General features: G+C 37.8%; 15 protein-coding genes, 1 pseudogene and 1 other annotated feature. Of the genes and pseudogenes, 9 read left to right on the top strand and 7 right to left on the bottom strand.

Going from position 1 to position 13,038, the window contains the following annotated elements; genetic code table 11:
- Positions 1-175: 175 nt before the first annotated feature.
- Together nth and QOS06_RS05825 are read left to right on the top strand one after the other, a co-directional pair.
- A complete protein-coding gene (nth, locus tag QOS06_RS05830; RefSeq protein WP_003671331.1) occupies positions 176-817 on the top strand; it encodes an endonuclease III in 642 nt (213 codons plus the stop codon).
- Positions 818-1,108 carry an FMN-binding protein gene (locus QOS06_RS05825; RefSeq protein ID WP_003671333.1) on the top strand — a complete coding sequence of 97 codons (291 nt, stop codon included), beginning with the start codon at positions 818-820 and terminating at the stop codon, positions 1,106-1,108.
- 81 nt (positions 1,109-1,189) lie between these two features.
- On the opposite strand, the gene QOS06_RS05820 is transcribed toward QOS06_RS05825, so the two are convergent.
- Together QOS06_RS05820 and QOS06_RS05815 are read right to left on the bottom strand one after the other, a co-directional pair.
- A complete protein-coding gene (locus tag QOS06_RS05820; protein ID WP_078009264.1) occupies positions 1,190-2,386 on the bottom strand; it encodes an MFS transporter in 1,197 nt (398 codons plus the stop codon).
- 146 nt (positions 2,387-2,532) lie between these two features.
- On the bottom strand, positions 2,533-3,465 hold the full coding sequence (locus QOS06_RS05815) for an L-lactate dehydrogenase (RefSeq protein WP_078009265.1): 933 nt from the start codon (positions 3,463-3,465) through the stop codon (positions 2,533-2,535).
- Positions 3,466-3,651: 186 nt separating this feature from the next.
- Positions 3,652-3,894, top strand: a binding site (T-box leader).
- Between the two features lie 91 nt (positions 3,895-3,985).
- Between QOS06_RS05815 and QOS06_RS05810 the strand changes: the two genes are divergently transcribed.
- From QOS06_RS05810 to QOS06_RS05785, 6 genes and pseudogenes are all read left to right on the top strand, one after another.
- Positions 3,986-4,837, top strand: a complete 852-nt coding sequence (locus tag QOS06_RS05810) for a MetQ/NlpA family ABC transporter substrate-binding protein (RefSeq protein WP_003671339.1) — start codon at positions 3,986-3,988, stop codon at positions 4,835-4,837.
- A gap of 12 nt (positions 4,838-4,849) precedes the next feature.
- Positions 4,850-5,914: a methionine ABC transporter ATP-binding protein gene (locus QOS06_RS05805; RefSeq protein WP_003671341.1), complete on the top strand. Its 1,065-nt coding sequence runs from the start codon at positions 4,850-4,852 to the stop codon at positions 5,912-5,914.
- Positions 5,889-6,596, top strand: coding sequence for a methionine ABC transporter permease (locus tag QOS06_RS05800; protein ID WP_003667163.1), 708 nt, complete (start codon positions 5,889-5,891; stop codon positions 6,594-6,596). The genes QOS06_RS05805 and QOS06_RS05800 overlap by 26 nt, the downstream gene beginning before the upstream one ends.
- An 18-nt stretch (positions 6,597-6,614) precedes the next feature.
- Positions 6,615-7,760, top strand: coding sequence for an ArgE/DapE family deacylase (locus QOS06_RS05795; RefSeq protein WP_229411560.1), 1,146 nt, complete (start codon positions 6,615-6,617; stop codon positions 7,758-7,760).
- Positions 7,761-8,106: 346 nt separating this feature from the next.
- Positions 8,107-8,454 carry a voltage-gated chloride channel family protein gene (locus QOS06_RS05790; RefSeq protein WP_225432477.1) on the top strand — a complete coding sequence of 116 codons (348 nt, stop codon included), beginning with the start codon at positions 8,107-8,109 and terminating at the stop codon, positions 8,452-8,454.
- A gap of 27 nt (positions 8,455-8,481) precedes the next feature.
- Positions 8,482-8,856, top strand: a pseudogene (locus QOS06_RS05785) (chloride channel protein); the annotation flags it as partial.
- Positions 8,857-8,927: 71 nt separating this feature from the next.
- Here QOS06_RS05785 and msrB read toward each other — a convergent pair.
- From msrB to QOS06_RS05760, 5 genes are all read right to left on the bottom strand, one after another.
- Positions 8,928-9,356, bottom strand: coding sequence for a peptide-methionine (R)-S-oxide reductase MsrB (gene msrB, locus QOS06_RS05780; protein ID WP_003665495.1), 429 nt, complete (start codon positions 9,354-9,356; stop codon positions 8,928-8,930).
- A gap of 71 nt (positions 9,357-9,427) precedes the next feature.
- Positions 9,428-10,066, bottom strand: a complete 639-nt coding sequence (locus QOS06_RS05775) for an ABC transporter permease (RefSeq protein WP_003671349.1) — start codon at positions 10,064-10,066, stop codon at positions 9,428-9,430.
- Positions 10,059-10,829, bottom strand: a complete 771-nt coding sequence (locus QOS06_RS05770; RefSeq protein ID WP_283595641.1) for an ABC transporter ATP-binding protein — start codon at positions 10,827-10,829, stop codon at positions 10,059-10,061. The genes QOS06_RS05775 and QOS06_RS05770 overlap by 8 nt, the downstream gene beginning before the upstream one ends.
- On the bottom strand, positions 10,804-11,469 hold the full coding sequence (locus tag QOS06_RS05765) for an ABC transporter permease (protein WP_003671353.1): 666 nt from the start codon (positions 11,467-11,469) through the stop codon (positions 10,804-10,806). Before QOS06_RS05765 ends, QOS06_RS05770 begins: the two co-directional genes overlap by 26 nt.
- A gap of 64 nt (positions 11,470-11,533) precedes the next feature.
- The gene (locus QOS06_RS05760; protein ID WP_283595640.1) at positions 11,534-12,433 is read right to left on the bottom strand and encodes a glycine betaine ABC transporter substrate-binding protein; all 900 of its coding nucleotides are present in this window, start codon (positions 12,431-12,433) and stop codon (positions 11,534-11,536) included.
- 148 nt (positions 12,434-12,581) lie between these two features.
- On the opposite strand from QOS06_RS05760, the gene QOS06_RS05755 reads away from it, so the two are divergent.
- Positions 12,582-13,037, top strand: a complete 456-nt coding sequence (locus QOS06_RS05755) for an Rrf2 family transcriptional regulator (protein WP_085680138.1) — start codon at positions 12,582-12,584, stop codon at positions 13,035-13,037.
- Position 13,038: the final 1 nt, after the last annotated feature.

The raw sequence follows: 13,038 nt of genomic DNA, 5'->3' as shown, positions 1-13,038 counted from the left end.
TCTACAATTATATCTTTATTAAACATTTTTTCTTTAACATAAATTGATGTCATATTGCTAACCCTCAATTTTACAAATAATAATTTAATGAGTATAAAATGAGATTATTACCCTTCGCTATTTTAATCATTCGGGTTAAAATAGTTATAATCATATTTGAAAAGAGTGATTTTATATGTTACCACCAGATGAAATTCGCTACTCAATCAAGGTCATGCGGCAAACATTTCCCGAAGCAGGAACAACTTTGATCGCTGACACAAACTACCACTTTCTTTTGGCTACAATCTTGAGTGCACAGTCAACAGATCAATCTGTCAATGAAGTAACGCCAGCACTATTCGCTCGTTTTCCGTTGCCAGCAGATTTAGCAGGGGTTGAACCCGCAGAAGTTGAGCCTTATATCAAAAGATTAGGGCTTTATCGAAATAAAGCTAAATTCTTAGTCAAAACTTCTCAACAAATTGTTACTGACTTTAACGGGGAGGTTCCCCACACCCTCAAAGAATTAATGACCTTATCTGGAGTCGGAAGGAAAGTTGCTGATGTGGTCCTCGCAGAATGCTTTAATATTCCTGCTTTTCCAGTTGATACCCATGTTAGTCGGGTTGCCCGCCGTCTCAGAATAGTTGAGCCCAAAGCATCCGTTCTTGCAATTGAAAAGAAATTAATGAAAACTATTCCCCCTGAACACTGGTTAGATGCTCATCATAGTATGATTTTTTGGGGTAGGTATGTCTGTACGGCAAGAAATCCTAAATGTCAGACTTGCCCGCTATTATCACTCTGCGTAACAGGACAAAATAATGTAATTTAAATGGATAATAAAATGAGAGAAATAGAAAGAACCCAATATATTGGAAATGGCTTTAGTGCTTATGGTGGTGAATTAAAAGTCTTATTAACCTACCAAGATGACAAGATTCAAGATTTACAAGTAATCAAACACCACGAATCTGAAATGGGCAAATGGGCTTTAGATGAACTTCCCGGCAAAATTATTGCAGCTAATAGTGCAGACGTTGATGGTATTACTGGAGCCAGTGCAACAAGTCGTGCGATTAAAGAAGCAACCAAGGATGCATTGCAACAGGCACAACAAAATTAAGCATAAATACAACAATAGCGAGAAATTAGAAAAATTTTATTTTTCCTAATTCCTCGCTATTTTCTTAATAAAGTTAAATATTTAATCGTTAGCAGCTGCTTTTCTTTCCCGTCCTAAAACAAGTGTTATTACCCAGGAAATAATTAGGAATATCGATACGAACCAATATGGGTATTGATAATTGACATCTAATAAATAGCCACTAATAAGAGGCCCAATAACATTTCCCACACTCGTTAATGACATATTTACCCCGTTTAATAATCCTTGGTTTGTCTTGCTCATCTTAGTTAATAATGTAGTAATTGTTGGGCGTAACATATCGAATGCTTCAAAAACAAACAAGGTTGCAATAATGATATGCCAATGATTGTGATCATAAATTACCATGATCGTTCCAACTAAACTAAGGAAAAAGCTATATCGCATTAGGCGAACTTCTCCCAGCCAGCGAACTAGCCGATCAAAGAAAAAGACTTGCAAAATAAGCGAAATAATCCCATTGAGAGTTAAAACAAGCGCAATTGCGTTTAAGTCAAAATTATGAACTTCATTGACATACAAACTATAAATACTTTCAAAACCTGCTAACCCAAATGAAGCTACAAAGATCATTCCAAAGAGCGTGATTAGTATTGGGGTCATAATTTGTTTCAACTGATTCCAACCACCAGTCAATAGTTCATTTTCAGGATTTTTAGTTTCACTCTTAAATAGTTCATCCTCATCATGAGGTAAAAAGCGCCAAGCAACAACCGTACTAATCAAGCCTAGAATACCAGCAACCCAAAATGGGAATTTATAATTTACATGCGCTAACATTCCACCAAGGCCCGGTCCTAAAATCAATCCTCCACTAAAAGCCGCTGATAGCCAACCAATAACTTTGGCGCGGTCTTTTTCACTAGTAATGTCTGCCGCTAATGCCATTGATGTTGGCACAAACATAGCTGCTGATAATCCATCTACCGCCCGCGATAAGTCAAATAACCATAAATGCTGTGCTAAGGCAAAAACAAATTCAGCAATCGCAAATATTAGCAATCCCCATACTAACATTGGCTTTCGTCCAACTTTATCTGAAATCCGACCAACAATGGGTGAAGCAATAAATTGCACAAACGCAAATAGGGAAGACATCACTCCCATGTCAAAGGCAGTAAAGTGGTATTCATTTTTAATGAATGGTTCAACTGGGAAGATAAGACTCATTCCGAGACAAATCAAAAACTCACAAAAAAGAACTACAAAGATTATACGCTTTACTTCTTTTGTCATGATATATTTCCTTTCTATATTTTTACAGAATAAAAGTGGTGCCACCAAATTTATCTGATGACGCCACTTTTATTTGTTAAGTATAGAAGCAACTCTACCATGCATAATTTTTTTATGCTAGTCTATTTTCTTTATTTAAATTTTCCTTAATCTTTTGCTTGCAAACTTTCTTGATATTTTTCCTTAATGAAATCGGCTGATGTTTGCAGCTTTTGCAGTTCTTCTTCTGTCAAGTCAAGTTGTGCTTGCTCTACAACTCCATCACGACCAACAACCGCTGGGTAAGACAAGTAGACTCCGTATTCTTCACGGAAGTTCGATACCGGTAATTCAGTTAATGAATCGGATAAAATTGCATTGACAAGCTTAACAGCTGCCGTTGCAACCCCATAATTAGTATACTTTTTCCCTTGAAAGACAGTCCAGCCACCCATCTTAGCTTCCTTATCAAGCTCTTCTAAGTCTAATCCACGCTTATCTGCTAATTCAGTTAAAGGACGGCCAAGAACGCGAACAGTGGACCATGCTGTAAATTGTGAATTACCATGCTCTCCAAGATTATAACCATCTACAGAACGCGGATCTAAATTAAGCCGTTCAGCTACTGCCCGCTTCATTCGTGCAGAGTCAAGCAGGGTCCCTGTTCCTAATACATGGTTCTTCGGAAGACCAGTTATTTTTTGGTAGAGCGAGGTAATAACATCAACCGGGTTAGTAATAGCCACAATCTTACCGTTAAAGCCACTTTCCTTAATCTTTTGTGCAACCTCTTTTACTTCTTGGCGGGTAAATGGAAGTTCCGCAAAACGATCAGCATTAGGATTATCTTGAAGTTTGATATTTCCTAACGCGGATACAATTACATCCGCATCCTTCAACGCACTATAATCATTAACAGTAATATTGGTATGGAAAGGCAAATTAGCCATCGCATCTGCAAAATCAAGTGCATCTGCCTTAACCTTTGCTTCGTTTTTGTCGATCAGAACTAGGTCATCTGCAAAACCCATTGCCACAATATAGTGGGCAACTGTTGACCCCACATTACCCATTCCGATAACTCCAACTTTTCGTGTCATTACTATGACCCCTTTCAATTTCTTTTTAATTATTTTTTAATCTTAGCATAATTATTTTTTAATTACTATAGATAGGCAAAATAAAAAACGATTGATGACCCAAATAAAACAAAATTTAAATTAAAAAATGCGTTGACAAAAATTAGAGAATCATTATAATGGAACACATAATAATTAATTGAACGTTAAAACATATCGAAAAGCAGAGTAAGTAGCGAGGCTTACAAGAGAGCTTCTGGGTGGTGTGAAGAAGCAAGCGTAACTATTGAAGATGGGCTTGGAATGGTATCGATGATTGTTAGTCGATAACGGGTTAGCACACGTTATTAGTGCTAGGTAATTCTAATTGTTTTATTAGAGTAACCTACTGAGGCTGGGTCTGTGAAGATTCAGCAAATAAAGGTGGTAACGCGAGCACTCGTCCTTTGAATAAAGGGACGAGTGCTTTTTTATTTACTAGCAAGTTAACGTTTTAATTAACCAACGAAAATATTTAATTGATTGAAAGGGAGTTTTTACTATGAAGAGAAAGAAAAGAAGAAATATCATTATTTGGTCAGTAGTTGCACTTATCGTTGTTATTGCCGGATACTTTAGTTTTATCCGTCCGCAACAACAAGCAAAACGGACTGTTACTGTCGGGATTATGGCTGGTTCAAAACAAGATGATGAAATTTGGAATTCAGTAAGCAAAACCGCTAAAGATAAGTACAATGTTACTTTAAAATTCAAACGATTCACTGATTACAACCAACCAAACAAGGCTTTGGAAAATGGCGATGTTGACTTAAACGCCTTCCAACACAAGTTATTCTTACAAACTTGGAATAAAGCCCATAAAACTGATCTTGTTTCTTTAGGCGATACATTTATTACTCCAATCCGGTTATACTCCAAGCAATACAAGAGTGTAAAGGAAATTCCTAATGGTGGAACGATCGCAGTACCAAATGATGCTTCAAACGAATCACGGGCATTATTCGCATTAAAGAATGCTGGTTTGATTGACCTAAAGAAGGGCACAAAGCTCGCAACCGTAAGTTCAATTTCTAAGAACCCACGCGATCTTAAGATTAAAGAATTAGCCGCTGATCAAACAGCACGGTCGTTAGATAACGTTGATGCTGCAGTTGTTAATACTAACTATGCACAAGCTGCTGGTCTTAATTACAAGAGTGCAATTTTCGTTGAACCAGTTAACAAGGATTCAAAACAATGGGTCAACATCATTGCTGTTAAAGACAGCGAAAAAAACAACAAGATTTACAAAGATGTTGTACGTGCTTATCAAACCGAAAAAACAAAACGAGAAATTAAGAAACTATACGGAACTGCAGAAATTCCTGCTTGGGACCTCAACTTCAATAAATAAAGGAGGATTAATATGGCGAACCCGATCATTGACTTAGATAACATTAGCGTAACTTTTAAGCAACGAAAACAGGTTGTTCACGCCGTTAAGGATGTTACTTTAAAAGTAGAAAAAGGCGATATTTATGGGATTGTTGGTTATTCTGGAGCTGGTAAATCAACATTAGTTCGAACCATTAACCTCCTCCAACTTCCCTCTGCTGGATCAGTAACAGTTAATGGTACTGTCTTTTTCAAAGACCACCAACAGCAAATTAGCAATAAAGAATTACAAGAAAAGCGGCGAAAAATTGGCATGATTTTTCAACACTTCAATTTACTAAATGAAACTTCAGTAATTGAAAATGTTCTTTTCGCTCTTAAACATACTGATTTAGACGATGACGCAAAAGAGAAGAAGGCACTTGAACTTTTAGACTTAGTTGGCTTAAAGGATAAAGCTGAATTCTACCCTGTTCAATTATCCGGTGGTGAACAACAACGAGTTTCCATTGCCCGGGCATTAGCTAACGATCCTGAAATTTTAATCTCTGACGAAGCTACTTCTGCCCTCGATCCCCAAAATACAAACCAGATTTTGGATCTTCTTAAACGGCTCAATGATAAATTGGATTTAACGATTGTCCTTATTACCCATGAAATGGACGCTGTTAAACGGGTAGCGAATAAGATTGCTGTCATGGAATATGGACAAATCATTGAGCGTGGTACCTTACAGAAAGTGTTCCTCCAACCACAACAAGACTTAACCCGGCAATTTGTGGGAGGATCCTTAGCCGCAGTCGATACCCTTAAAGCATTTGATCTTGGTCACCTTGATGATGATGAAGAGTTGCTGCAATTAGTCTACGATGCAAATAACGTGACTAAATCAATCATTATCGGGTTATATAAGAAGCTGCAAGTTGAAGCAAGTATGCTTTATGGAAACATTGAAGTCTTGGCTGGTTCACCAGTCGGTACCCTGTTTGTAGTTATCAAGGGCGATGCTGATAAGCGTCAACAAGCTATTGATTTCTTAAAAGAAAATGATGTTACTGTCACAAAGATTGATGATCGGAGGATTTGGAATGAATAATCTTATACCAAATGTAATTCAACTTGGCTGGGGTGGTGACAATGGTTGGGGTACTTCAATCGTCCAAACTATCTACATGACTTTCTGGCCTGCTATTTTCGGTGGAATTTTAGGATTAATCTTCGGAGTTGCGCTTGTGGTTACTGAGCCCGGTGGAATTTTAGAAAATCGAATTGTTTTTAGTATCGTTGATAAAGTCGTATCTGTTTTCCGGGCAATTCCATTTATCATTTTGTTGGCCTTCATTGCCCCCTTCACCCAATTGATTGTTGGAACACAGATTGGAACAACCGCCGCATTAGTGCCGCTTTCATTAGGTGTATTTGCTTTCTATGCTCGCCAAGTTCAAGTTGCGCTTGAAAGTGTTGACCACGGTAAAATTGAAGCTGCCCAAGCTATTGGGGCTACTAACTGGGATATCATTATTGACGTTTACCTCCGCGAAGCTCGTTCTGAACTTGTCCGTGTCTCCACCGTTACACTAATTAGTTTAGTTAGCCTTACTGCAATGGCTGGTGCAATTGGTGCTGGTGGTTTAGGTAATACCGCTATTTCATATGGTTACGACCGTTTTAACAACGACGTAACCCTTGTCGCCACGATTCTTGTTCTTTTATTTGTTTTAATCATTCAAGTAGTTGGCGATATTTTAGCCAAGAAGCTTAACCACCAAGATCGCTAACATATAGGAGGGATCATTATGGAAGTCAGTGAAAAAGTCAAAGTACTGCAGGATTTAATAAAAATCCATTCTGTTAATGGAAATGAAGTTGAAGTAGCACGCTACTTACAAAAACTTTTAGCAAATCACGGAATCGATTCAAAAGTTGATGAATTTGGTGATCGCCGTGCAAACTTGATTGCGGAAATTGGGACTGGGGAAAGTAAAAAAATCCTTGGGCTCACTGGACACCAAGACACTGTGGCAGTACCTAATCCAGACCGCTGGCAACATGATCCCTTTGGCGGTGAAATTAGTGGTGATTATATTTTTGGTCGTGGAGCTGCTGACATGAAGAGCGGTCTGGCTGCCCAGGCTATTGTATTAATCGAATTAAAAGAAGCTGGGCAACTGCCATCAGGAACTGTTAGATTTATTGCTACCGCTGGAGAAGAACTTGGTACTCCTGGAGCTTATCGTTTACAAAAGCAAGGAGTTGCCGATGACCTTGACGCATTAGTAGTCGGCGAACCAACCGGTGGGAAGGTTATTTTTGCTCACTCGGGGAGTATGAATTACCGCGTTACCAGTTATGGAAAATCTTGTCATAGTTCTCACCCGCAAAATGGTATTAATGCAATTGAAGGGCTGTTAAAGTTTATCGAAGAAGAAAAACACCTTTTTGATAACACCAAAGATGATCAATACCTTGGAAAAGTCCAACATAGTATTACAGTTATCGATGGTGGATCTCAAGTTAATACCATCCCCGACAGTGCTAGTTTGCAAGGAAATATCCGCCCTACGGCATCATTTAATAATGTTAAAGTCGCAGATCGATTAAATGATGCGCTTGAATATATTAACCACACAACTCCTTTCCAACTAGAGCTAAAAATTATTCAAGATTTTTATCCAATTGCGACAGAACCTAATAACGATTTTGTCCAAATTGCCCTCAATGCTGCCCAGCGAAACTATCCAAATGACATCAAGCTTGATATTATCAATGGTGCAACTGACGCAAGTGTATTTACATTAAATCGTCCCGACCTTCCAGTTGTAATTTTAGGATGTGACGATTGGAACGTTGCTCATCAAACTGATGAATATACAACTATTTCGAGTTACGTTGCTACAATTAAAGCTTATAAACAAATTATTCGTGACTTTTTTAAAGAGTAGGCAGTTGCTGAAATAACAACCCTAATTAGTAAAATAAAAGGTCTTTTTTAATCAATCTTGGTCAACTAATGCTATAATATAGTTGATGAAAGCGATAACAAGATTTATTAAGAAAGGGTGTTTACCATGATGTCATTATTAAGTAACGTAATCGCTGTTGTAAGTTTTTCCGCAATTTTAGTAGCTTCAATTATAAGTTTATTTGTGGGTGGTAAACACCAACACAGATTAAATTAAAAAGTTCATAGTAAAAGCAGAGTGAACAATACTTATCTCTTGTAGACTGTTATTGTTCACTCTCTTTTTATGCTAATATAGGGAAAATACCTTATTGAAGGCAGTATTTATGAAAGGCGAAAATACTTTATATCACAAACGGGCACGGGACATTTTAGGAAAACCATTCACCTCCATTGTTTCTCGTTACCTTGGCGTTAGTATTGCTATTGGGATAGTAACTGGTCTGGTAATCGGGGTTTTTCGCTGGATTATCGACCGGACCCTTACTTTACTGACAATTATTTATCCTTTTATGGGTAAACATCCTTGGCTATTAATTCCATATATATTAGGAACATTTATCGTTGCATGGTTAATCGGAAAAATCGTTAAGCCTTATGAAACAGATGTTGTTCGTTCTGGCGTTACCCAATTAAAAGCTGTTTTGTTAGGAAAGCATCGTATTCATTGGTAGCCAGTATTATAGCGAAAATTCGTTGCTAGTTTGCTTACTATCTGTCCAGGACTTTTCTTAGGGCGTGAAGGACCAAGTATCCAAATTGGTGCCTGTATCGGAGCCTGCTTTAACGAAAAATTCTTTCACTTTACGGACAAAGATAAATATTTATTGATGGAGTGTGGCGTTGCGGCCGGATTATCTGCGGCTTTTAGTGCACCTTTAGCAGGAACAATGTTTTTATTAGAAGAAATGACCCATAATTTTAATTCTCGAATTTTGATTCCTGCTTTAACTTCTTCAATCGTTTCTGCATTTATCACTTTTTTATTCTTTGGTACTAAACCTTGCCTATATATTCCGATCACAACTAAATTACCAGTCGCATCCTATCCATGTTATGATGCAATGTTAGAATAATTTAAAACCAAAATCGAGAATGAGGCTGAGAGAAAACTTTTGTTTTCTCTCAGTTCATTCTCGATTTTTAGCTATTTATCAAACAAACTTAGATATTCTCCGTAGCCTTTTTCTTGCAATTTATCAACTGGGATAAACTGCAAAGCGGCTGAATTAATGCAGTAACGCAATCCTCCGCGATCAGTTGGACCATCAGTAAAGACATGCCCGAGATGCGAATCAGCTTCCTTACTTCTTACCTCGGTTCGTTCCATCCCAAATGATTGATCGCGCTTTTCTGTAAGAACACGCTTCTTAATCGGTTTAGTAAATGCTGGCCAACCACATCCTGCATCGTATTTATCTAATGATGAGAATAATGGTTCCCCACTAACAACGTCAACATAAATACCCGGTTCATCAAATCGATCATATTTACCACTATATGGTTTTTCCGTAACCCCCATTTGAGTTACAGCATATTGCATTGGCGTTAATTTCTTTAATTCATTTTTATCCATTCAGCATCCTCCTCGTTTTCGTTACCTATTTTGATTATACGAATTCTCAGTGAATACTACTAATTTCCTGCTCAGTTATTTAATACTCCTTTCCACCGATGCAACAATATCCACGAGATCAATTGAACGATTCCTGCACAAATTAATGTCAAAGCCATTGTTAAGACTGTTCCCCACAAAATCGGCACTACCTGTTGCCCCTGCAGTCCTTCAAACAATAATTGACCCAGGCCACCGGCATTAATCGTTGCCGCAATAGTTGCCATTGCCATTGTCGAAGCTAGGGCCACTTGGATTCCACTAAAAATTGCCGGTAATGCTAGTGGCAATTGAATTTGGCGAAAAACCTGTCGAGATGTCATCCCCATCCCCACACCAACTTCGATTAATTGTGGATCAACGCCACGGATTCCCGTAATAAAGGAACGTAATAAAACATATTCAGAGTAGATCGTTAAAACAATAATTGCAGTCTTCATTCCTAATCCAGAAATCGGTAAGAGTAAGGCAAAAAAGGCAAAACTTGGAATTGAATATAAGAGTGAAAAGAAATAGATCAAACTATTAAGCCATTTTTCACGCCGTAAGAATAATAAGATTATTACAACCGCAATCACTAAGGCAATTGCTAATGAAGAAAGAACCATCGTTGCATGTTGCTGGACATCATCAAGCATTATCGGCCAATTCTCATTCCAATACTCAATCATATTGTTGCCTCCACAAATCTTGATTTTGGCGAATCGTCCCTAAAAGCTGCTCAACAAATTCCGTTGCTGGATGGCGAACAATTTCTTCTGGCGTAGCAAATTGAACGATGCGTCCTTCATGCATGATCATCACTCGTTGACCTAAAAATAAGGCTTCATTAATATCATGGGTTACAAACATAAAAGTCTTTTCTGCCAACGATTCATGAATCTTTTTTACTTCTCGTTGCAATTCCATTCTTGTTAAGGCATCCAGCGCGCCAAAGGGTTCATCAAATAATACATACGGTGGATTAGTCGCTAAAGCTCTTGCCACTCCTACGCGTTGTTGTTGCCCACCAGATAATTGTTGAGGATAGCGGTTCATATATTCAGCGGGATTTAGTTGAACAAGACTTAGTAATTCTTTAACACGATTATTAATCTCTTCCTTATCCCAATGCAGCATTTTGGGCACAACTGCAATATTTTGTCCAATCGTCATATGAGGAAATAACCCGATCTGTTGGACAACATATCCCATGTGCCGGCGCAATTTTACTAGATCGAGTTCTCGAAGCTTTTGTCCATCAATTAAGATTTCACCAGCACTTGGCGCTATCAACCCATTAATCATTTTCAAGGTAGTAGTTTTTCCCGAACCAGATGAGCCAAGAATCGTTATAAATTCGCCCTTGTTGACTGTAAAATTGAGATCAGGAATCACTGTTTGATCGTTAAAACGCTTCTCAACATGCTTAAATTGAATAATTGGTTCTGTCATGCTTTTGTACCTTTCTAATTAAAAAATCAAAGCTAATCATTGCCAGCAAGGATAAAATAGCAACGCTTACTGCGCCAATCACTACATAACTCATATCGTATAAGCCTAAGCCAGTAAATATTAGGGTCCCCAATCCACCAGCACCAATATAAGTAGCTAAGGTTGCACTAGCAATTATCTCAACCAATGCTAGTTTTATTCCGTTTAAAATATAGGGCAACGCCAGGGGAATTTCTATTTGCCGACGTAATCGGCGCTGATCCATCCCTAGGGCTATCCCAACTTCCTTATATAGTGGACTCACTTCATTAAAACCGAGAATTGTATTGATTAGCAACGGCGGAAGCGCTAAAACAATTAAAGCAATTAACGCAGGGACAACCCCCGTTCCAATAAATGGAATTAATAGAAACAGCAATGCCAAACTAGGAATGATTCGTAACAATTGCGCAAACATCACACAAAATTGAGCAACTGGTTTTATTCGCGAACCAATATATCCTAATGGCAATGCAATGATCATTGAAATCACTAGCGTTACAACAGTCAGAATTATATGCTGACCAACATATTGCCAATATTGGCCGCTATTTGTTTGAAAATACTGAATTATTTGCCCTAGCAAGCTACCACTCCCCATCTATTGCCTATAACGAAGGAGCAAATATCTAGCAAGAAAAACTAGCTATCTGCCCCTTTGGCACTTATTTCATATTTTGATTATACCAATTTTTAGCAACAGTCTTATAATTTTGCCCATCGACATTAACTTTCTTGTTTAGATCTGTTAATTGCTTAGTTGTTAACTTTGCATCAACTTTATTTAAGGCTTGCTCCATTTTGGGATGACTTTTGGCAGCTTTTTTATTTACTACTGGAACTAAATTATATGGTGGCCAAATATTCTTATTGTCCTTTAGTAACGTAAACTTGTCAGTTGCTAATTGACCATCAGTTGTTGAAACCGGAGCTGCTTGTGCTTTCCCTTGTTCCATAATCTTATAGAGTAAATTTACGTCATAATCCTTAATTGACTTAAAATCAAATTTACCATAAACCTTATTCATTTCCGGAAGGGCATCAGCACGTTTTTCGAACTCACCCTGTGAAACAAAGTTAATCTTCTTTGCATTCTTTTGCAGTTCACTTAAATTGGTAATGTGGTACTTCTTTGCGTCCTTAGTTGGCATTGCAACACCTTGGCGATTATCACCTGGGGCGTATTTAAATGTCGTTAAGCCGTCTTTTTGAATACCATCGTGTGCTAATTTAGCCATTTGACTAGCACTCTTGCCGGTCCCCTTCTTTTTAAGGTACGCCTCTACAATTGTGCCCGTATAATCAGGATAAACATCAACTTCGCCTTTTTGTGTTGCACTAAAAATCACATTATTTGAAATGTTGGGTTTCCGAGTAACCTTATAACCCTCATGCTCAAGTGCAAGCGCGTAAATTTCACTGATAGTCTTACTTTCTGAAACATTTTTTGAACCTACAATAATTGGTTTATTGCTGGCAGCACTTGCTACTGCCGGCGTAATAGTCCCTGCTAGTAAGCCAGCAATGCTTAATAAAGAAAGAGCAACGATTTTCTTAAATCTCATTTATTTTCTCCTAACTTGTAACTAAAAAAGTTTCAATCAATAAACTAATACTACATCTAAGAAAAATAACTGTCAAGGAAATGGCGAATTTAATCCCTTGACATCATGTAACTTTATAAATTACAATTAGCATTAAAGGAATGATAATATGAAAATTTCAACCCGTTTTAGTGATAGCATCCACATTCTTGCTTTCATTAATATTTATCAAGGAATTATTCCATTAACAAGTAATAATATTGCTAGCAGCATTGAAACTTCACCAGTTGTCGTCCGACGTTTGATGAGTGCGCTCAACAAAGCCGGATTAATCAATACCGTTCATGGTGCAGCAGATCCAGCACTTGCAAAATCTCCTGAAAACATCTCGCTTTATGATGTTTTTCTTGCGATCGAAGGAGATGCTCATCTATTTACGATTGATGAACGAACAAATCCACAATGCATCGTTGGCGGGAATATTCAAGAGACGCTTGATGGCTTTTACCAGCAAGCAGAAACAGCAGCAAAAGCTAAACTTGCAAGAATCAGTTTACAGGATGTCATCGACACTATTCGCGTTAAGCAAGCACTAAAAGATGCTGAAAAAGAAAGAAGGAATTAAT

The sequence above is a fragment of the Limosilactobacillus sp. DJ3M12 genome (assembly GCF_947381695.1).
Classification (GTDB): Bacteria; Bacillota; Bacilli; order Lactobacillales; family Lactobacillaceae; genus Limosilactobacillus; species Limosilactobacillus kinnaridis.
The sequence above is the reverse complement of the archived record's forward strand: the minus strand, read 5'-3'. Positions and strand labels throughout refer to the sequence as shown.